Source organism: Candidatus Eisenbacteria bacterium, assembly GCA_035577985.1.
Lineage (GTDB): Bacteria > Desulfobacterota > Binatia > DP-6 > DP-6 > DATJZY01.
Window position 1 is genome coordinate 46,344 of sequence record DATJZY010000127.1, and the last position, 20,323, is coordinate 66,666.

Sequence of the window (20,323 nt, forward strand, 5' to 3'; positions counted from 1 at the left end):
CGAGGCCGTCCGATCACGCGCCTCATAGGTGTGCGACGGGCCTTCCGGGCTGCCTCAGAGCCCGCGCCCGACGTAGAGGCCGGCCACCGCGGCGACCAGCCCGACGCCGACGCTCGCGAGGACGTTGATCCCCGCTGCGATCCCGCTCTGCTCGGCGAGCCGCATCGTCTCGACGGTGAAGGCGGAGAAGGTGGTATAGCCGCCGAGGAACCCGGTCACGAGGAGCAGGCGGGATTCGTCGGCCAGGCCGCGCGTGTCGCCTACGCCCAGGAGAACGCCGGCAACGAAGCTGCCGGTGAGGTTCACCGCCATCGTGCCGTACGGGAAGGCGGCGCCCAGAGCGGTCGCGAGCCAGAGGCCGACGATGTAGCGGGCGTTGGCACCGACGAAGCCGCCGACGCCGACGAGGAGGTAGTTCATTCGCGCCTGCTTGTAGTGGACGGACGGTGGACAGGGCAACGCGATGTGGAATCATCGCCGTGTCGAAGCGCCCCGTGCGGACGGTTTCGCCCCGCCAAACGCGGCCGACCGCGCAGCATCTCGAGATTTCGCGCCGGCACGCTGCGTGCTGAAGGAGCATGCCCGCGCTGTCCACCCGCCCCACTCCGCACCGAACCGCCCACGCGCCCGAGCGCTCGGGCGCGATGGGTTGGCTCGGGCTCGAGGAGCACGTCGAGCCGAGCCTGCGACGCATCGTGTGCGGCTACTTCGGCCGGGTGTGGGAGGAGGTGCGCCCAACGACGCGGCTCCGCGACGATCTCGGCGCGACGCCCGCCGACCTCGCGCGCCTGGCCGGCGAGATCGGCCACGCGTTCGGCGTCGACCTTCCGACCCAGGTGCTGGGTCGCGTGCGGACGCAGGCCGATCTGGTCGACGCGATCGTGCGCGCCCTCGGGCACCGTCGAACCGAGCACGAGCCCACGCCGATGGTGCGCGTGCGCCTCACGACCGCCGCTGCGGCGACCGCGCCCTTCGTGGAGCACGTCGGGGTGTTGACGCCCTATCTCACGGCGACGGCCGTCGACGACGCCCGGCGGCTCGCTACGGGCGGCCGCGTCGACGTCTGGGTGCCGGCCGACACATCGTGGAGCTCGCTCGTCGGCTTCTGCGGTCGCCTCGGCACGCTCGGCGCGCGCGGCGTGCAGGTGTGGGTGCACCGCACGGCGCAGGCACGCGCCGTCGCCTGAACCTCAGGACTTCGTACCCCAGTCCTCGAAGAGCTGGCGCACGACCGCATGCGCCGCGGTCTCGTAGGCCGCGGGCATCGACGGCGAGAGCTGCGTCGATACGAGCCAGTTCGATCGTTCGGCGCTCCAGCGCACCGTGCCGTCGGGATCGGTGAGCGTCACCGTGAGCCCGACGTCGACCCAGTCGAGCTGCGGCGTATTGAGATCGAAGTGCTGGAGCGTGATCTTCAAAACGGGTGCGCCGGCCACGTCGACCTTGATGCCGCGATCGCGCAGCATCTTGCCCGTGTCCTCGCGCATGACGTCCATCACCGTCTTCTTCGAGACGCCGAGGAACTTGGCGCCGATGAAGTCGCCCGAGGTGACGAGCTCCCACTTGGTCTTGTTCACGACCGGCGCTACGGAAACCGCCGTGACGTCGGTCGGTGGCGGTGGGAGCGTCGGCGCGGCGCCGCAGCCGGCGAGAGCCGCGACGATGGCAATGCCGAGAAGTCGAGGGATCACGCGTGCTAGCACGGGGCCCCAGGGGACTGCGAGCCCCGCGGGGGCTACCACGGCCCGGGCGCACCCAGCCACCCGACCAGCTCCTCGGCCGCCTTCGCGGCCGCCATCTCGTAGGCCGATGCGAGCGTCACCGCGCCCGGCGTAGCGATCGGGTTCGCACGGCGGTGCGCGTGCCACACCACGGCGCCGCTCGCCGGATCGACGAGCCACACGTCGAGCCCGACGATGACGAAGTCGGCATGCGTGCCGGGCTTCGCCTCCCATCGGTCGATCGACACGACGAGCAGCGGAGCGGTCAGGTGTCCGTTGCGCGCGAGCTCGACGGCCGCCTCGGGGCTGGCGACGCCGCGCCCTTCGGTCGCCTTGCGGACGACGTCCGGCGCCACGACCGCGAAGCCGCGCTTCGCGAGTCTCGCGCGCAGCTCGGCGGCGAGGACGTCGCCCACGGTCACGCGGTCCGTATCGGGAGCGTACTTCTCGAGGAGCGCCGCGCCCTCGACGAGGAGGTCGTCGCCGGTGCGGTTGCCGGGTGGCAGCACCGTGATTCTTCGCATCGGGTCCGCAGGAGGGGCGGGTGCCAGCAGCGCACAACCCATGAGGAGGAGCGGCAACAGCAGCAGCGTGGCGCGCGACGTCATTCGTCTCCTCTCGTCAGCTCTGCGAGGCGCCGCTCCATCTCGCTCACCTGACTGCGAAGCTGCGATTCCTCGCGCCGCAGGCGCACGAGCCCGTCGTCCGGATCCATCGCGGGTGGACCTTCGGCTGCAGCTACGACTCCGGGCACGAGGCGGCGCACATCCTCTTGATAGCGTTCCGCCGCGCCGTCGTCATGTCGCGCGCTCGCGTCACCCGTGGTGAACGATGACGCCGACCAGGCGATGCGCGGGGCGTTGCGCAGCAGGCGATTGCAGGCAGTCCGAGACGAGCCTACGGCCCCGCGGGCGCCTGCCACGACCCGACCAGCTCCTCGGCCGCCTTCGCGGCGGCGATCTCGTAGCCCGACGCGAGGGTCACCGAGCCCGGCGTCGGGATCGGGCTGGCGCGCCGGTGCGTGTGCCACAGCACGGCGCCCGTGCCGGGATCGACGAGCGACGCCTCGAGCGCCACGATGACGAAGTCGGGATTCGTGCCGCCGTTCGGCTCCCATTGCTCGATCGCGACCACGAGCAGCGTTTCCGTCAGATGCCCGTGACGGGCGATCTCGACCGCCGCGTCGGGGCTGCCGACCGCCCGGCCCTGCGTGGCCTCCTGGACGACGTCCGGCCGCACGACCGCGAACCCCCGGCGCGCGAGCTGCATGCGGAGCTCCGCGGCGAGGACGTCGCCGACCGTCGTGCGGGCGGTGTCGAAGGCGTACTTCTCGAGGAGCGAAGTGCCCGTAACGAGGAGGCCGTCGCCGGTCCGGTTGCCCGGCGGCATGACGGCGATCGTTCGTACCGTGCTCGGAGGGGGATCCGGCGTGGGCGCCGCGCATGCGAGGAGCAGCGCCGGCAGCAGGTACGTCAGCGCACGGGACATCATTCGTCACCTCCCGCGAGATCGGCGAGGCGCCGCTCCATCTCGCTCACCTGGCGCCGAAGCTGGGACTCCTCGCGGCGGAGGCGCGCGAACGCGTCATCAGGGTCGACCGCCGGCGAGCGGTCGGCCGCCGCCACCACCTCGGGCACGAGGCGCTGCACGTCCGCCTGATGGCGTGCCGCCGCCTGGTCGTCGTGGCGCGCGCTCGCGAGCGCGTAGCGGAAGAGCGCGAGGCCCGCGCGGCGCCCGCGCCCGGTGTCGTCGGTTGGGGGCAGCAGCGCGGGCGGTTGGTCGGCCAGCGATGCATAGAAGGCTTCCAGCGCCTCGCCCGTGAACCAGTCCTTGTCGCCGGCGCTCGACATGCGTGTGAGACGCGGCGCCAGGAACTCGATCACCGGCCGGTCGTCGGTGTTGAGCGGTGCGGCGGTGAAGAGGTCGGCCGCGGCCGTGAGGTCGCCGGCATACAGCATGGCGAGCCCGCGCGGCGACTGGACGACGGTGTCCCGCGCGGCCTCGGGCAGCGCCGCGATACGCTCGCCCACCTGCTCCAGATCGAGCGTGCGCGGCTCGAGCAGGCCGACGAGCGCGACGACGGGCCGGTCCGCGTAGAAGTCGTCCCGCCACAGCGTCACGTGGGGGAAGACGGCGAGGAAGGTACGCGCGATCACGTCGAGCTCCTCGCGCGTCAACTGATAGAGCGGCAGCCACTGGCAGAAGAGCCCGCCCGGCGCAAGCCGGCGCGCGGCCGTCTCGTACATCTCGCGGGCGTAGAGGCTGCCCGCGCCGGCGTGCCAGGGTATGAAGAGGTCGGAGACGACGACGTCGAAGCGCTCGTCGCTCGCGGCGAGATGGCGACGCCCGTCGCCGACGACGAGGCGCACGCCGTCGCGCTCGAGCAGCCCGTCGTTCCAGACGCCGAAGTGCGTGCGCGCGAGCGTCGCCACCTCGGGGACGACCTCGATCACGGTCGTCTCGCGGACGCCCAGCGCCGGCGCCGCGCTCGCGGTGATGCCGGTCGCAAGGCCGATGAAGGCGACGCGGTGCGGATCGGGATGCAGGAGCAGCGGGACGAGCCCCTGGCGTCGCTCGTTGGCGGCCGAGGCGCTGCCGCCGAGCGTGTAGAAGCTGTCGAGGCGGAGCTGCGTGTCGACGCCGCTGTCGACGACCGTGGCGATACCCGACGGACCTTCGAGCGTGGCGCGAATCGTCTCGACGGAATTCCGCAGGTGCGTCAGCGGGGCGCGGAGCGGATCGGCGACGATGACGGCGAGGAGACCGGCGTAGGCGAGGAGCCGCCAGGTCCCGCGCGCCGGCGACGCGACGTCGGCGAGCACGACGTAGCCGACCGCGGCGAGCAGGAGGCCACCGCGTACACCGAGCGCCGGCACGACGACGAAGCCCGCGACGAGCGCCCCGGCTGCGCCGCCGAGACAGCTCGCGGCGGTGAGGAGACCCATCGGCCGCGCCGGTCCCCTGGTGATGCCGAATTCCTCCCACAGCGCCGGGAGGACCGCGGCGCCAGCCAGCGCCGCCGGGCCTGCGGTCGCGGCGGCCAACGCGACGATGCGGCCGACGTACTCCGCGAGGCCTGCCTTCATGCCGACGTATGCGAGGCCATCGGTGAGCCACACGAAGAGCCAGTAGCCGCCGACGGTGCCCACGCCGGCGACGACGAGCGCCGTCGCCGCGATGCGCTCTGCCGGAACGCGGGCGAGGAGCAGTCCCGCCAGCGCCGCGCCGGCGGCGATGGCGACGAGGAAGACGAGCGCGACGGTGGTGAAGGAGTACACCGAGTTGTGGAGCACCTGCGCGAAGATGCGCGTCCACAGCACTTCGAGACCGAGGCCGAGCGCTCCGGTCGCGGCCGCGACCAGGACGAGGCGCGCGGGCAGCGGGTCCCGCGCGGGCGGTCGCGCGTCAGGTGCGCACCGGGTCGTCCGGTCGCCGACGACGAGGGCCGCCGCGCCCGCGCCGGCGCCGCAAAGGATCGCGATCGCATAGCTCGCCCGCACGCCGACGAACGCCGGAAGCCCGAAGCCCGCCGCGGCCGCGCCCGCCGCGGCCCCGAGGGTATTGAGGGCGTAGAGAAGGCCACCGCGCCGCCCGACCGCGTCGCGCGCGAGCGCGTGGCCGAGGGTCGGAAGCGTGGCGCCGAGACACATCGTCGCCGGAAGGATCGCGCACGCGGCGGCCCCGAGCTGTGCGAGCGGGCCCGCTCCGGCTAGCGCGGCCTGCGCATCCTCGCCTCCGAGGAGGGCGAACGCGACGACCGACCACGCGGCGCCGGCCGCCGCGCCGAGCTCGAGCGCGCCGTAGCGGCGCACCGGCCGCGCGCTGCCGCGGCTGGCAAGGAGCGCACCGGCTGCGAGGCCCACGAAGTAGCACGCGAGGACGCTCGCGGCCGTCGCCGCGGTGCCGCCGAAGACGAGGGACGCCGAGCGCATCCACAGCATCTCGAGCGCGAGCGCCGCCGCGCCCGAGACGACGAAGCAGGCCCAGAGGACGGCGGTCACGCGGCGCTCCATCGCAGGGCCGCCCGACGCAGCGTCGTCGCGGACGCGACCACAGCCAGCAGGAGCACGGCGAAGGCCACCTGCGTCGGGCCGAGCGGGAGATCGGCCAGATATGCGAGATAGAACCCGGCGAACGCGGAGAACCCCCCGAACGCCGAGGCGGCGAGCGAGAACGTCAGCATGTGCCGCGTCACGAGCCGCGCCGTCAGGGGCGGCACGACGAGGAAGCCGAAGGCGACGATCGGTCCGGCCGTGGTGACGCCGAGCGATATGGTGACGCCCATCACGAGATAGAGGAGGCCGTCCCACACCCAGACGCGCTTCCCGAACACGAGCGCCAGCTCGCGATCGAAGGAGACCAGGAGCAGCTCCTTCCGAAACGCCAGTAGCACGACCACCACGGCGGCCAGCACCATGGCGACGCCGCGGAGGCTCGTGGCAGTGGTGGCCAGGAAGTCGCCCTTCAGCAGGTTCACCATCTGGGCCTCGCCGTAGGGATCGCTGGCCAGGAAGAGGATCGTGAGCGCGGTAGCGATCGCGTAGGTGAGACCGATCCGGCCGTCGATGGTCTCCCGCCCTCGGCGCTCGAGTGCCGCCAGCGCGATCAGCCCTCCCAGCGTGAAGGCGAAGGACCCGATCATGGCGAGCGCTCGCTCGCCCATGGCGCCGTGCTCGTGTTGCCCGAACGTCATCCCGTAGACGAGGAACGCGAACGCGATGCCCGCCGCCGAGAGCTGCGGTAGCGCCACGCCGAGGAAGATCATCCTCCGCAGGACGAAATAGGCGCCGACCAGCGGGCAAACGAGGCCGACGACGACGCTCCCGATCAGCGCATCCCGCAACAGGAAGTCGGGCCGAAGGATCTGGACGAAGGTGCTCATCCGACGCCGGCGCCGAAGACTTCGGCGATGCGCTCGGGCGACAGCATGGTTGCCGTGGGCCCCTTCCTGGCCGTTCCGTCCTCCACCCAGATGACGGAACGGACGAGGGGGCGGGCCTGGCGGAGCTGGTGCGTGACGAGGATCACCGTCATCGCCTGCTCGCGATTGAGGCGCGAGATCACCTCCATGATGGCCGCGGCCGCGCCCGGATCGACGCCGGCCGTCGGCTCGTCGAGCAGGAGCACGCGCGGCTCGGCCGCGAGCGCGCGCGCGATCAGCACGCGCTGCTTCTGGCCGCCGGAGAGCGCCCAGAAAGGCGCATCCGCGATGCTCGTGAGACCTACCTGCTCGATCGCGGTCGCGGCGATGCGACGCTGGCTGCGGCCGACCGGGCGGAGCGGTCCCAACCGGGCATACGTGCCCATGAGGACGACCTCGGACGCCGTCAGCGGAAAGATCGGGTCGAGGGTGTCGCGCTGGGGCACGTATCCCGGGGGCGACGCCTTGCGGTCGAGCCCGTGCTCGATGCGCCCGGTCAGCGGCGCCATGAGTCCGAGGATGCCACGTAGGAGTGTGCTCTTCCCGCCCCCGTTCGGGCCGAGCAGAGCGAGAAACTCGCCCTCCTCGACCTCGAATGTCAGGTGTTGCAGCACCGGGCGGCCGTCGTAGCCGAGACTAACGTCATGGAGCGCCAGGATCGGCTTCGACATCACCCTCCTTTGACGGCTTGCACCATGGTCCGCACGTTGTGGTCGACGAAGCTGATGTAATCCTTCGTATCGGGAAGCCCGCCGGCCATCGCGGGCAGCTCGACGAGCTTGGCACCGGTGGCCTGCGCCACGCTCTCCGCCAAGGTGGCGGGGTAGTGGAGCTCGCGTACGACGATGTCGACCTTCTCGCGACGCATCTGCGCCTCGAGTTCCTCGATGTGTCCCGGAGTCGGGTCGACGCCGGGGCGGATTTCGATCGTGCCCACGGGCTCCATCCCGAATCGCTCGGCGAAGTAGACCATGTCTGGATGGTAGCTCACGAGCTTCTTGCCGCGAAGCGGTGCGGCCTCTTTCTCCCAGCGCGCGATCGCTGCGTCGAGCTTCGCAGTGTAGGCGGCCAGGTTCGCCTTGTAGGTGGCCTCGTTCGCGGGGTCGAGGCGCGAGAGCCCGTCGGCGATCGCCCGCACCATGTCCTTTCCCATCACCGGGTCGAGGTTGATGTGCGGGTTCCCCATCGGGTGTTGGTCGCCGAGCGAGCGGTCGATGCGGCCCGGCACCTCGAGCGGTGTGATATAGACCGAGGTGTCGATGTAGCCCGGCTGATCGCGCTGGATCTTCGGGTTGCGCGACGCCTCGAGCAGCGCCGGCATGAACGCGTGCTCGGCCTCGAGGCCCACGACCACGACGGCGTCGGCCGTATTCAGCAGGACCGCGAAGCTCGGCTTCATGGGCACGGCGTGGATGTCCTCGACGCCGGTCGCGAGGCTCGTCACGTCGACGCGATCGCCGCCCACCTGGCGCGTCATGTCGGCTAGGTCGGGGATGGTGGTCACGATCTTCAGCTTGTCGGCGGCCGGAACGCGCCCTGGGACGACGAGCGCGGCCGCGACGATGAGAGCGAACAGTGGACGTGTCATGTGATTCCTCCTCACCGGTCCTTGAAGCTGTGGACGTGGCTACCGAGAACGACCGTCCACTGCAGGAAAAATTCGTTGGCGTGCTCGCCCGGCGACTCGAGCCGCGTGTATTGTAGGCGAATTCGCTGGAACTCCGACGCCCACACCGTGAGATACGGCGAGTACGCGAGCGTCTCGCCCACGCCCGGGTTGATGTCCTGGACCCACTCGAACAGGAAGCCGGGGTAGAAGCGGCGTGTCAGACGCGGCTCGATGTAGCTATAGAGCCCGACGGCGTTCTGGTGCCGAAAGACGAGGGGCGTATTGCCGTCCCCGAAACCGCCGATGGGGCGATTCTCGGAGTTCATGAGCACTTCGGTGCCCCACACCAGACCGCGGTAGGATGCCTGGCTGAGGGGCGTGTAGCGATATGTGACGTCGATGCCGGAGAGAATCCGTGTGTCACGCTGGTCCTCCTTCACCACCGGCGTGAAGCCGCCGCTCACGCCGAAGTCGATCGAGCTCGAATCCGAGAGAGACAGGAAGGTGAACGCCCGCCCGAGGTAGGTGAACTCCGAGTAGTTGCGCGGCACGTTGTTGTTGACGCGCTCGTTCTCGGCGCCGATCTTGTTGTACGCCCCCGCCGTCAGCGTGAGGTACTGCGGGATCGGCACGAGCCAGCTCGCCTCGATACCGTCGCCCTGCGATTCCCCGTCGACGTATTCGTCGAGCACGTGCGGGCGGTTTACGAACGGCAGGTCATGGTCGTGGAACTTGGACAGCCGTCCGAAGTCGGCGAAGAAACGTCCCCCTTTCAACGCGAGGTTGTAGGGTAACGACGTCGTCACGATCGCCGCCTCCTCGACCTCGACGCCGTCGTTCGTGCCGTTGAAGATGCCGTAGCCGCGCACGAACGGATCGACCGACGCCGAGATGCCGATCTCGCCGGAGCGGAACTCGAAGTTGCCGCCCTCCTTGTCGTTATACGATGCGACGCTGTCGATGACGAAGCCGATCGCCGGGTTGAACTGTGACGCGAACGTCTTGTTGGCCGCCGCCAGGCTCGGCTGGATGCGGCGCATGATGTTCTCCGTGACCTCGTTCTTCAGCTCTTCCTCGCGCGTGGTGGTCGGCGCCTCGGTCGCGACGACGGGCGCGGCAGCCTTGCGGGGTGGCGCGACCCTCTGCCCGGTCAGCTGCTGGATCTTCTCGTTCTGCCGCCGGATGACCTCCTGCTGCTCCTGGGTCTGCTTCTCCACCTTCTCGAGCCTGCGCTTCATCGCCTCGAAGTCGCGCATGAGCTGCTCCACGGTGCCTTGATCGGCCGCGGACGCGGCGCGCGCTTCGAGGATCGCGGTCACGACGAGCAGGGCGCTCACCGTGCGGATGCCCCTCTGCCATGCTGCCATCGCCTGCCTCCTCCTGCTGCCACGGGACGTGTGACCACCCCGGCGGTCGGTGACGACGTGCGGGGTGGGGCTACGCTTCTAGCGCGAGAAGGATCGTGGGCGGTCCGCGACTGGTCGGCAAGCCAACCGCCGACACCACTGGGGCCGCCAGTCCGACGAGCTCGACGCGAACGACGAGCTGCGACGAAGCAGGGACGGAGACGACCGGCACACTCACCGCAGGCGTGTGCTGCGTGACGGCGCAGGTGGCGCACGGCTGTGTCGCCGAGTGCGCCGCGTGATGGTGTGCACCCGCGACGACCGGCACGAGCAGCAGACCGATCAGGAGGATCGGTCCAGCGAGTCGGAGCAGCCGCTGCCGCGCGAGGATCATGGAACCGAAGGGCAGGTAGACCGCGCCTGGCACGCTGTCAAGCGAGCTACGCTCCTCGGTAGTGCATACTTCCGGAGTATTGTCGGCTGTCATCGGGCGGGCATGAGCGCCCGCACGCAACGCCTCGGCTGCCCTTTCGTGCACCTCCTCACCCCATGATCCGCGTCACGAAGAGGATGAACGCGGCGCCAAGGCACGTCAGCACGATCGTGAGGCCCGAGCTCTGCTGGGAGTGCGCCTCGGGCAGGATGTCCGCGGCGCCGATGCACAGCAGGAAGCCGGCGAAGAACCCGAGGTACAGAGTCAGAATGGCCGGCGGCACCTCGAGGAACAGCGTCGACGCCACACCGACGACCGGTGCGAGCGCATCGAGAGCCAGCATCAGCACCGACCGACGAGTGGTGTTGCGGTGCGCCAGCATGAGGCCGACGGTGTTGAGCCCGTCGGCGAAGTCGTGGGCGATCACCGCCAAGGCGACGATCGCACCGACGGCCGTGGAAACCTGGAACCCGAGGCCGATCCCGACGCCGTCCATGAAGCTGTGGCCGATCAGCGCCAGCGCCGAGTACACCCCGACCCGCGGATGATGGTGATCGGCGTACTGCGCCTCCTGAGCGTGATGAATGGCGGTAAGCTTTTCGACGCTGTGAAAGAACAGGAACCCGACGACCATCGCGATCATTGGCCCGACCGGATCGAGCGCGTGCTCCGCCGCGAGACCGAACAGCTCTGGCAGGATGTCGAAGCTGACGACTCCCAGCAGCACGCCGGCCGTGAAACCGAGGATCAGGTGCAGGCGGTCGCGGAACTTCAACGCGAACAGGCCCCCTGCGAATGTCGAGCAGAGCGCCGCCAGCGAGAGGAGCAGGGCGTTCATGGCCGCGGGCTTCCCGCTTCAGTGCGGGAAGTCCTTCTCCTGCACCTGAGCGAAGGTCGTTGCCGTGTCCCGGTAGTAGGAGTCGACGGCATCGGGCCGCGACGCGCCCGCGCCGGCCATCACCTCCGCCGCGGTTTTCGAGGCGGGGACGTTCGGAGCCGGCAGCGGACGGGCAATATCGCCGCGGGCGCCGAGATCGCTGGGGTTGCCTTCCACATACGCGTGACCGCCCCACAGCTTGACGGCAATCGTCGCCTTGGGGCCGTCGAGCGTGTTGCCGACGACGTTGGCCCTGGCGCCGTCGCGAATCTGGATGCCGCCCTGCTCGGGCGAACGGACGACGTTGTAGCGGACGTCGGCGACACGGCCCGCTCCGGTGACACTCGGCGTCCGCCTGAGGCTCTTGTCCCACACGTTGTAGTAGTAGCTCACCCGATCGGCGCCGTACGCCATCAGGCTCGCCCCGCCGCACCACCCCTTCGGGCACGCTCCGCCGTTTCCCGCGAAGTAGTTGCCGATGATCGTGACGTTGGAGACGGGGATGCCCTTGGAGCCGGTGAGGTCGATGCCCCCGTCGGCATTGTTCGTGATCGAGCAATGGTCCACGACGACGTTCGCGACCGCGTGGCCGTTCCGCGGCGCGATGTGGACCCCGTCATTCATGCCGTTGCGGATGCGCAGCCCGCGGATGACGACGTCGGCGTCCGCGATGTTGACGACGCCCGTGCCGCCAGCCCCCGCGTGCTCGCCCCAGAGCGTGATGCCCGGCGGCGGCGCGGACGATCCGTCGATGGTCGTGTGCCCGGGCGCATCGAGCCCCGAGTCGAGCTTGATGCCGCCAGCGATCGAGAAGCGGATGATCCCGCCCCCTCGCGCAGCCTTGGCGAGCGCGGCGCGCAGCGATCCTGGACCCGAATCGGCGAGCGTTCGTACGACGAGCATGGGACGTCCGTCGCCACCCGTGGTCCTGGATCCGAATCCCGGATACCTGGTCTCGTGTGCCGGGCGGGGCGGCGGGCCTTTCGTCCTGGGTGGACGGGAGGTCTTTGCGAGTGAGCACACGGCCGTCCCCGTGAGCAGGAGGACGACGGAGGGCCACAGTAGCGTTCGCCCGCGGGCGCTCACGGGGCACCGGTCGACGACGGTTCGAGCGTGTCGATGGGGAAGTGGAACTGGCGTGACCAGTGTCGCTGCGCGATCCCGACGTTGAAGCCGGTGACGACGTTCACGGTCACCGCGCTGAACGCGCGGTCGGAGACCCGCGAGGCCAGAATCTCGGCGGCCCTCCGGGCCTGCGCCTCGAGATCGGACGCGTTCTCGAACCGCGGCGAAGCCAGGAACCCGGCCACGACGAGCTGTCGGTCGACGCCGTGTCCGGCCTCCTCGAGCGACAGACTGCCGACGTAGACCCGCTCGAGAGCGGTTCCGGATTCGATGGCACGTTGCCAGGCCGCCGTCGTCGCCGACGGCGAGTCGAGCGCCGAGGACAGCCGTGCGACCGGCACGGCGCCCAGCACGACGATCAGGAGGAAGACGCCGATCGCGAGGGCCCACGCGCGTCTCGCTCGGCGTCGGTTCCAGAGGGCGGCGACGACGTCACCGTCGAAGCGGCCGCGGCGGACCACGACGGTATCGACGAGCAGGTCGTGGAGGCCCTGCTTCAGGGGATGGAGCGGCACGAGGAAGACGACGCCGCAGAAGACGAAGACACCGACGACCAGCACGGCGACGTTCAGGGGCAAGGTGTCGAGCGCGGGAAAGGTCGCATGGAGGCCCCCGACCAGCAGACTCTCGAAGAAGAGAAAGTTGATGATCGAATACCGGAGGAGCGACTGTGGCAACGACATGAAGGTCCCGTCGCGTCTCACGACCTGGATGCCGAGCAGCCATTTGGCGACACTCTGGCCGCGATTCAACCTCGTGTGCAGGAGACCCGCGTAGAGGTAGGCGATCGGGGCGCCGAGCCACCACCCGCGGTCTCCGAGCCGATAGATCTCCTCCCGGAACGGCAGCACGAGGATGAATCCGAGGAGCGCCAGCAGGGCCGCATCCAGGCCGTCGGCGAGCGAGCGGAGCCAGAGGCCGACCAGCATCGTGGTCTTCGCCGGCGGGGGCGGTGGCTCGGCGAGCGTCATTCAGGAGCGAGCCCGGCCGGGTCGACCGGCGTCGATGCCTGTCCCACGACGGTCGACGAACTGGTAGAGATGGCCGCGGCCACGATGGCGCATCGCCGACCACCGCTCGTTCTCGCGCTTGCATTGAACACGGCCGTTCTCGTCCCGGAGTTGGCCGCCGGAGTCGGCGGCAACAGCCTCAGTCTCATCATGGACGGCGTGCACAACGTCTCCGACGAAGTGGCGCTGGCGATGCTCGTCGTCGCATACACGCTGCCGGCCGGACTCTCCGGCAATGCGCTGCGGCTCGCCAATCTCTTCAACTCCGTCGGGCTGCTCGGCATCAGCGGGTTCCTGGTCTGGCAGGCGGTCGAACGCCTCGGCCAGCCGCCCCCGTTCTTCGCCGTTCTTCCCGTCGTCGTCGGTCTCGTCGCGGCCGCGGGAAATTGGGGCGTGGCGCGCGCCCTCCGCGACGCCAGTCGCGAGGACCCCGCGATCCGACTCGCCTATGTCCACAATCTCGGGGATACCCTGGTGTCCCTTGCGCCGGTGCTCGCGGGGACGCTGACGCTCCTCACGGGCCATGCCGTGTTCGATCCGATCCTCGCGCTCGTCATCGCCGCGGCGATCATCGTGCCGAGCGTGCAGACGCTCATCACGTTTCGCCGGGAGCTGACCTGGCCTGCGAATGTCGCGTGCGGCCACGAGACGCCGACGATGCCCAGCAGCCCGTCGACTCATTCGATGATGCGGATGGGCAGCGCACCGTCACCGCCCGGGTCCAGCACGTAGCGCCGGACGCGCGGAAGAACGCGCTCCGCGGTCTCGAGGTAGAGACGTCGCTCGAGTAGGTCCGGCGCGCGCCGGTGCTCCGCGGCGAGCTTGGCAAACCGCTCGGCGTCGCCGTGGGCACGGCTCACGCGCTGGTTTTGAAAGGTGAGCGCCTCGTTGGCCTTCCGCTCCGCCTCGCCGCGAGCAACGGGCACGAGGCCGTTCGCATAGGTCTCCGCCTCCGACACGAGCCGTTCGCGGTCGGCTCGTGCGTTCTGGACATCTTGGAATGCGGCCATGACGACCGCTGGCGGCCCGACCGACTCGAGGTTCACCGCGAGCACTTGGAGCCCGACGTCCCACCGATCGAGCAAGAGCTGCGTCTGCGCACGCACGCGCTCGAGGAGCGCCAGGCGACCGGAGGTGAGGAGGTCGTCGACCGAGAGCGAGCTCGCCGCCTCGGTGAAGGCGGAGCCGGCGACGTAGCGCAGGACCTGCGCGGGCTGCTCGCTCCCGAACAGGTACTTCGCCGGGTCCGCGATCCGGTAGTTCACCTTGGCACGGAGCTGGAGGATGTTCGTGTCGCCCGTGAGCCAGCTCGCTATGGAAGGATCCGGCTGCATGCCGCGGGCGTCCTCGATCGCGAGGTAGCCGACCGGCATCGTGAACGCGCGCGTCACCTCGGCCCGATCCACCTGTCCGATCGGACGCGGCCACCACCAGTGAACGCCCGGCGGTACCGCGGCGTCGACGGTCGCGCCGAACAGCCGCGTCACCGCGAGACTCGTCGCGGGCACGGTGTAGAAGCCGCTCGCGAGATATGCGAGCACGCCTGCCACGGCGACGATCGCACGCGCTCGCGGTGCGCCGAGCGTCGCGAGAAGCTTCGTCATGCGGCTCCTCACCGCGTCGCTCCGGCGCCCGGTGCGCCGAGGAGGCCCTTCATGAGCGGCGAGTCGGCCGGCAGGATGACGGTCGTATCCTTGTCGACGATCTTGTCGTACGCCTCGAGCGTGCGGACGAACCGGTAGAAGTCCGGGTCCGCCCCGAGGGCGTCGGCGTAGATGCGCGCCGCCTCGGCTTCGGCCTGGCCGCGGATCTCCGCCGCCTTGCGATCGGCCTCGGCGAGGAGTCGGGCCCGTTCGCGGTCGGCTTCCGCTCGGATCTTGAGCGCCTGCTCTTCGCCCTCGGACCGGAACTGCTTGGCGATGCGCTGGCGCTCGGCCCGCATGCGCTGGTACACGCTCGCCTCGTTCTGCTGCGGGAACGCGAGGCGCTCGACGCGCAGGGACACGAGGTCGACGCCGTACTCGCGCGCGGCGGTGTCGCGGACGCGCTGCTCGATCTGGTCGACGATCGCGCCCAGACGCATCTTGTCGGCATCCGTCGACACCAACGTTTCGAACGGCACCGAGCCGAAGGCGGCACCGATCTCGGAGCTGGTGACCGCGGCGAGCCGTGCTTCCGCGGCATCGCGGAGCTGCACCGTCTGCAGGTAGCGCAGCGGATCGCCGACGCGCCACGTGAGGAAGATGCGCGCGACCACGTTCTTCTTGTCGAGCGTCAGGTACTCGGCCATGGGCGGTTCGGTCATGAGGAGGCGGGCGTCCATCCGGACGATCTGGTCGACGAGCGGCACCCGGAAGTGCAGGCCGGGCGTCGTGTAGGTCCGCGTCGGACGCCCGAACCGCGTCACGACGGCGTACTCCGTCGTTTCGACGACGAAGGCAGAGCCGAACGCCGCCAGTGCGACCAGCACGGCCAGCGTCGCGGTCAACATGCGGGATCTCATTCGGAGTCTCCTTCCAAGGACGGGGGCGGTGGCGTGGCGCCTGACTTCGCAGCGGCCGGAGACGGAGGGAACACGATCGGCGCGCCGTTGCCCCGCAGCCAGAGCTCGTACCCCTTGGCCGTTCCGGCCGTCGGGCGGATGATCTTGCGCGCGCCGGGCAAAACCCGCTCGGCCGCCTCGAGGTAGAGCCGGTCCTCCGTCAGACGCGGCGCGCGTTTGTGCTCTGCGGCGAGCGCAGTGAATGCCGACGCGGCACCGGCGGCGTCCGCGAGACGCTGACTCGCCTGGCCTTCGGCTTCCGCGACGAGGCGCGCCGCCTCGCCGCGGGCGACCGCGCCCACGCCCGCGGCGTATTCGTTCGCCTGGTGGATCGTCGTCAGCCGGTCCTCGTGTGCGCTCGCCACGTCGCGAAAGGCGTCGTGCACGGACGCGGGGGCGTGAACGTCGAGCAGGCGCACGGCGAGGACGTCGATGCCGAGCGCGGCTTCCTCCACGTCGTGCCGGACGCGTTCCAGGAGCCAGTTCTCGACCTCCGCGCGATCGTTGGTGTAGACGAAGTCGATCGGACGGCTCGCCATCGCCTCGACGAGCCGTGCCCGGACGAGGCCGAAGAGCACCTCGGCCGGCGCTTCGACGCCCAGGCGGAAGCGCACCGGGTCCGAGATCCGGTACTGGGCCTCGGCGTGGAGGTCGATCACGTTCTCGTCGGCGGTGACGTAGAGGGATTGGTCGAGCAGGGACTCGCGTGCGAGCGTGCCGCGCAGCGTGCGATACCCGACGGGTTGCTCGCGTACCTCGTCGACACGTACCAGCTCGAGCCGGTCGATGAGGGGCGCGGCGAACGCGAGGCCTGGCTCGCGCGGCGCTCCCGCGAGCGCGCCGAACCGCTCGATGATCGCGCGCTCGCCGACCGGCACGCGCCAGAAGCCGCCCGCGAGCGTCACCAGGATCCAGAGCAGCGCGAGCGCTTGAACGGGGCGGCTCGCGACCAGGGTCCGCAGTCGCATCCGTCGGAGCCAGCCGACGGCCGCACGCCCATTGTCGGCGAGCTCGGTGAGCCCGGGTCGCAATCCCGTCCGGCCGAGCGACTCGAACAGGAGCCAAACGAGCGCGAACGCCGCGACGAGCTTCGGGATGCCGAGATACTCCACGCTTCCGGGCGCGCCGATTCGCACGCCGCTCCCGAGCCCGGGGACGACGAGGTCGAGCAGCAAGCCGGCCGCGATCGCGACGCCGATGATCGCGCCGAGATAGACGCGCAGGAAGGAGCGCCCGAAGAGCCGCGTGATGGTCGCGATCGTGGCGGCGTTGGTCGCCGGCCCGACGAGTAGGAAGACGAGGGCCGCGCCGGCGGATGCGCCCTTGGAGACGAAGAGCGCGGCGAGCGGGGTGGACGCGCTCGCGCAAACGTAGAGCGGGATCCCGAGGATCACCATGGCGATCATCGCGGCGAACGACGACGGGAACACGCGCGCGAAGAAGTCGGAGGGCAGCAGGGCCGACAGCACCCCGGTCATGACGATGGCCAGAGCCAACCAGAAGCTCAACTCGTCGAAGAGGTCGACGAACGCGTAGCGCATCGCGTGGCGCCCCAGTGCCTCGGCGTGCGCGGCGCGTGAAGACCCTGCGAGGACGGCGTGATCGCCGCGATGTGTCGGCTCCGTCTGCGGAGCAGCCGCGCCGGCGGCGGCGTGGTGGTGATCGACCTCTGGTTCGGGAGGCGCCGCCGATTCCATCGGCGGCTCGTCCCCGGGGCGCGACCGGCGCAGCGACAGGGCCGCTGCCACGAGCGCCGTCGCGATCGCCGCCAGCGGCCGCACGACTGCGAGGAGCGGCCCGAAATAGGCGAGCGTCATGGCGACCGAGTCGACGCCTGTTTCGGGGGTGGAGATGAGGAAGGCGAGGGTCGACTCGCGGCTCGCCCCCTTGCGCCGCAGGGATACCGCCGTGGGCAGCACCCCACAGGAGCAGAGTGGAATGGGAGCCCCGAGGAGGGCCGCAATGGCGGCGGAGCGCAGACTCCGCTCGCCCAGGTAACGAACGATCCGGTCGGGATCGAGGAGGACGTGGATCACGCCCGCGATCGCGAAGCCTGCCAGGATGAAGAATGCGCCCTCGTAGAGCACCCAGAACGTTTGCGTAATGACGGCCGTGAGCAGGCTGATCACGAACACGAGAGCGTCACTCCAGTCCGAAGCTCGACATCACCCAGTCGGCGCCCGTGAAGAGAAGGAGCCCACCGAATACGGTCCACGCGAGTGCGGGGCCGCCTTCGCGATTCACCTCGGGGATGAGATCGGACGCGGCCACGTAGATCGTGACGCCCGCCGAGAGGGCCAGGGCGTAGCCGACGTATCTGCCCGCGAAGAGCGTTGTTCCCACGGCGCCGATCAGGGTCAACAACCCGAGCGCCGTACCGGCGAGGATTGCGGCCCGCCGCGAGTGCCCGGTCGCCAGGACGATCGAGGCGACGGTGAAGCCCTCGGGCACCTTGTGGAGGAGTACCGCGACGAAGAGCAGGACGCCGAGCGCCGGACCCACCATGAACCCAGCCGCGATCGCGACCCCGTCGAAGAGCGTGTGGACGCCAAGCCCCAGGACGGCGAGCACGCCGGCCGACGGCCGCAGCAGCGCTTCGGTATGGGTCTCCTCGCCGTAGTGGAAGTGTGGAGCGACCGTGTGCTCGAAGAGGTGGACGCCGAAGTATCCCAAGAGCACGAACAGGAAGGCGTGCGGCACGTGCGTGCTCTCGGGCAGCATGCGCACGAAGGCCGCGGCCAGCATGAACCCGGCACCCGCTGCGACGAAATAGCGCAGCGGCGCCTGGCCGCCGTGGTGTGCTCGCGTCACCACGAGCGATCCGGCGACGTCGCCGGCAGCGGCGACCGCGACGAAGACGAGCGGGTTCACCATGGGTTAGGGACCGATCTGCTGGCGATCGAGGTCACCGCGCCGCGACGCCTGAGCGCTTCCTGGGGCGGGCCGCAGCGATCCTCCAGAAGGCATTCCGGATCGAGCGGCTCGTTGCCGACGCGCACCTCGTAGTGGAGGTGCGGCGCGGTGACGCGGCCGGTACCGCCGAGCGCGCCCAGCCGATCGCCGCGACGCACGCTCTGACCCGGACGCACCCAGATCGCCGACAGATGCGCGTAGCGGGTCGTGGCGGCGCCGTGATCGAGGACGACCGATGCGCCATAGCTGCCGTCTGGACCGGCAAACACGACCTCGCCATCGGCCGTCGCGCGTACCGGCGTTCCGTACGCTGCGACGATGTCGATCCCAGGATGCCATTCCGGTTCGCCCCCGTACGGGGATGGCCGCCACCCGAACGGCGAGCTGACGCGCCCTCGCACCGGCCACAGAGTCGGCACGGCGCGCGCTTCGCGAGCCCACTTGCTGGCGAGGTCGATCAAGCCGACCAAGGAGGCGCCCGACCTGGCGATCTGCTCTTCCTCCCATGCGAGCGTCGCGATCGTTCGCATCGTCCCCGGTGGCGTCGCGTCGTCGACGCGCGGAGCGGGTACGGCCACCAGCCGGGGCTGTGCCGCGCGGCTCTCCGCCGGTTCCCCCGCCTGCTGCGCCGGGGTCGCGTGGCTTCCGAGAGCAAGGGTCGAGGGCACCAGGTCGTCGACGGCGGCGGCGATCACCGCCAGCTCCTGACGCTGGCGATCGATCTCGCGCTGCCGATCGGCTAGCCGCGCGCGGAGGCGACGTACCTCGCCGGCCCGATGGTGGAGGCGCTCGACGGTCGAGCGCACTGCAGCGGCGCCGCCGACCAGCGTGATGCCAGTCACCAGCGCGGGCAACCGCCAGCGCCGAAAGACGCTGGACACGACCCGAACGTCGAGCATGAGAAACCTCCTCGTTGAACACCATGAAAGGCCTTCCCCGTCACGGAGGGCCATGTGGCACTCGGACGTGGAAGTGGTGGACGCGCGCTGTTAGGCGCGACGAGGAGGAGCGCGCGGCGACGCCAGGCGCGCGATGGCGGCGGATGTAACCGCCGCCGTCGGGTTCGCGATGCGCGGCTGAAGCCACGGCGTCGCGGCCGATCCTGGAGCCGGCGGCGCGAGGAAGTGGCGGGCCTGGAGCAAGCTCCGGCACACCGGGCAGTCCGATCCGTCGTGGAGCGGCACCTGCGCCGTCTTCGCGCCGAGTAGGAAGTTGGCCCCGCTACCGGCGGACACGGGGGCCGTCGAAAGCTCGTTCCCCCGGGCTACGATCCACGCATGAAGCGGAGGAAGCGCGAGTTGAGCGACCAGCGCCCAGATGCCGACCGCCGCTCCGACGCGGCGCAGGCCGTGCGAGGATCGACCATCTCTCATGCGACCCACGCGCACCTAGACCCCACGTGCGCGGCTGTCAAACGCGTCGTGGGGAGCGATGGGCGCGAGCGGGGCGCGTGAGCCGCCGGCCCACGCGCGCCGCATCTTGCGATCAGTGTCTCGTTGCTACTGGCAGCGACAGGTCACGCTGCAGGTGCCGCTCGCGCAACCCAACGCACAGGTGGTACCGGGCGGATCGCAGCCCTCGCCGCCCGACGCCGTGCTGTCCCCACACACCGGCGAAGTGTTCGGCACGAACGACGCATCGTCGCTGCCGTTGTTCGCGGTGGCGATGTCGAGCGTCGAGCCATGGCGTAGGCGCGTCGACAGCGTCAACGGACCTGCCGCCCGTTGACCGCCCCCCTCGCGGCGGCTACGAGGGCAGTGTGAAGCGGCTGGAGCTCGCGCGAGTGCACGTCTGCCAGCGCTGCGGTCGGGGCCGCGCCGAGCTCG

Annotated in this window: 21 protein-coding genes; 3 read left to right on the top strand and 18 right to left on the bottom strand. The window is 70.3% G+C overall.

Annotation, left to right across the window (positions count from 1 at the left end):
• Nucleotides 1-54: 54 nt before the first annotated feature.
• Complete coding sequence (gene crcB / locus VMS22_18380; protein HXJ36004.1) at nt 55-420, bottom strand: fluoride efflux transporter CrcB; 366 nt, start codon at nt 418-420, stop codon at nt 55-57.
• Nucleotides 421-644: 224 nt separating this feature from the next.
• Here crcB and VMS22_18385 point away from each other — a divergent pair, with 224 nt between their 5' ends.
• Nucleotides 645-1,187: an acyl carrier protein gene (locus tag VMS22_18385; GenBank protein ID HXJ36005.1), complete on the top strand. Its 543-nt coding sequence runs from the start codon at nt 645-647 to the stop codon at nt 1,185-1,187.
• Between the two features lie 3 nt (nt 1,188-1,190).
• Here VMS22_18385 and VMS22_18390 read toward each other — a convergent pair whose 3' ends face one another.
• From VMS22_18390 to VMS22_18445, 12 genes are all read right to left on the bottom strand, one after another.
• Nucleotides 1,191-1,691, bottom strand: a complete 501-nt coding sequence (locus tag VMS22_18390; GenBank protein ID HXJ36006.1) for a hypothetical protein — start codon at nt 1,689-1,691, stop codon at nt 1,191-1,193.
• Between the two features lie 44 nt (nt 1,692-1,735).
• On the bottom strand, nt 1,736-2,329 hold the full coding sequence (locus tag VMS22_18395) for a hypothetical protein (GenBank protein ID HXJ36007.1): 594 nt from the start codon (nt 2,327-2,329) through the stop codon (nt 1,736-1,738).
• Between the two features lie 289 nt (nt 2,330-2,618).
• Entirely contained in the window at nt 2,619-3,209 is a 591-nt protein-coding gene (locus VMS22_18400; GenBank protein ID HXJ36008.1) for a hypothetical protein, read from the bottom strand.
• On the bottom strand, nt 3,209-5,722 hold the full coding sequence (locus VMS22_18405; GenBank protein HXJ36009.1) for a fused MFS/spermidine synthase: 2,514 nt from the start codon (nt 5,720-5,722) through the stop codon (nt 3,209-3,211). Before VMS22_18405 ends, VMS22_18400 begins: the two co-directional genes overlap by 1 nt.
• A complete protein-coding gene (locus VMS22_18410; protein ID HXJ36010.1) occupies nt 5,719-6,603 on the bottom strand; it encodes a metal ABC transporter permease in 885 nt (294 codons plus the stop codon). Before VMS22_18410 ends, VMS22_18405 begins: the two co-directional genes overlap by 4 nt.
• On the bottom strand, nt 6,600-7,313 hold the full coding sequence (locus VMS22_18415; GenBank protein ID HXJ36011.1) for a metal ABC transporter ATP-binding protein: 714 nt from the start codon (nt 7,311-7,313) through the stop codon (nt 6,600-6,602). The genes VMS22_18410 and VMS22_18415 overlap by 4 nt, the downstream gene beginning before the upstream one ends.
• Entirely contained in the window at nt 7,313-8,230 is a 918-nt protein-coding gene (locus VMS22_18420; GenBank protein HXJ36012.1) for a metal ABC transporter substrate-binding protein, read from the bottom strand. Before VMS22_18420 ends, VMS22_18415 begins: the two co-directional genes overlap by 1 nt.
• A gap of 11 nt (nt 8,231-8,241) precedes the next feature.
• Nucleotides 8,242-9,618 carry a hypothetical protein gene (locus VMS22_18425; GenBank protein ID HXJ36013.1) on the bottom strand — a complete coding sequence of 459 codons (1,377 nt, stop codon included), beginning with the start codon at nt 9,616-9,618 and terminating at the stop codon, nt 8,242-8,244.
• A 70-nt stretch (nt 9,619-9,688) separates the two neighbouring features.
• Nucleotides 9,689-10,024, bottom strand: a complete 336-nt coding sequence (locus tag VMS22_18430; protein HXJ36014.1) for a hypothetical protein — start codon at nt 10,022-10,024, stop codon at nt 9,689-9,691.
• A 115-nt stretch (nt 10,025-10,139) separates the two neighbouring features.
• The gene (locus VMS22_18435; protein HXJ36015.1) at nt 10,140-10,868 is read right to left on the bottom strand and encodes a ZIP family metal transporter; all 729 of its coding nucleotides are present in this window, start codon (nt 10,866-10,868) and stop codon (nt 10,140-10,142) included.
• Nucleotides 10,869-10,886: 18 nt separating this feature from the next.
• Nucleotides 10,887-11,810 carry a right-handed parallel beta-helix repeat-containing protein gene (locus VMS22_18440; protein ID HXJ36016.1) on the bottom strand — a complete coding sequence of 308 codons (924 nt, stop codon included), beginning with the start codon at nt 11,808-11,810 and terminating at the stop codon, nt 10,887-10,889.
• A gap of 179 nt (nt 11,811-11,989) precedes the next feature.
• Nucleotides 11,990-13,003, bottom strand: coding sequence for an RDD family protein (locus VMS22_18445; protein ID HXJ36017.1), 1,014 nt, complete (start codon nt 13,001-13,003; stop codon nt 11,990-11,992).
• Nucleotides 13,004-13,072: 69 nt separating this feature from the next.
• Between VMS22_18445 and VMS22_18450 the strand changes: the two genes are divergently transcribed.
• On the top strand, nt 13,073-13,774 hold the full coding sequence (locus VMS22_18450) for a cation transporter (protein ID HXJ36018.1): 702 nt from the start codon (nt 13,073-13,075) through the stop codon (nt 13,772-13,774).
• Here VMS22_18450 and hflK read toward each other — a convergent pair.
• From hflK to VMS22_18475, 5 genes are read right to left on the bottom strand one after another with little or no spacing between them, the layout of a single operon-like run.
• The gene (gene hflK, locus VMS22_18455) at nt 13,720-14,646 is read right to left on the bottom strand and encodes an FtsH protease activity modulator HflK (protein HXJ36019.1); all 927 of its coding nucleotides are present in this window, start codon (nt 14,644-14,646) and stop codon (nt 13,720-13,722) included. The two genes, VMS22_18450 and hflK, sit on opposite strands and share 55 nt — an antisense overlap.
• Nucleotides 14,647-14,654: 8 nt before the next feature.
• A complete protein-coding gene (locus VMS22_18460) occupies nt 14,655-15,545 on the bottom strand; it encodes a protease modulator HflC (protein HXJ36020.1) in 891 nt (296 codons plus the stop codon).
• The gene (locus VMS22_18465) at nt 15,542-17,719 is read right to left on the bottom strand and encodes an SO_0444 family Cu/Zn efflux transporter (protein ID HXJ36021.1); all 2,178 of its coding nucleotides are present in this window, start codon (nt 17,717-17,719) and stop codon (nt 15,542-15,544) included. Before VMS22_18465 ends, VMS22_18460 begins: the two co-directional genes overlap by 4 nt.
• A gap of 7 nt (nt 17,720-17,726) precedes the next feature.
• On the bottom strand, nt 17,727-18,458 hold the full coding sequence (locus VMS22_18470) for a ZIP family metal transporter (protein HXJ36022.1): 732 nt from the start codon (nt 18,456-18,458) through the stop codon (nt 17,727-17,729).
• Nucleotides 18,452-19,396, bottom strand: a complete 945-nt coding sequence (locus VMS22_18475) for a M23 family metallopeptidase (GenBank protein HXJ36023.1) — start codon at nt 19,394-19,396, stop codon at nt 18,452-18,454. The genes VMS22_18470 and VMS22_18475 overlap by 7 nt, the downstream gene beginning before the upstream one ends.
• A 532-nt stretch (nt 19,397-19,928) precedes the next feature.
• Here VMS22_18475 and VMS22_18480 point away from each other — a divergent pair.
• Nucleotides 19,929-20,225 (top strand): hypothetical protein, encoded by a 297-nt coding sequence (locus tag VMS22_18480; GenBank protein ID HXJ36024.1) that lies wholly within the window; start codon nt 19,929-19,931, stop codon nt 20,223-20,225.
• Nucleotides 20,226-20,323: the final 98 nt, after the last annotated feature.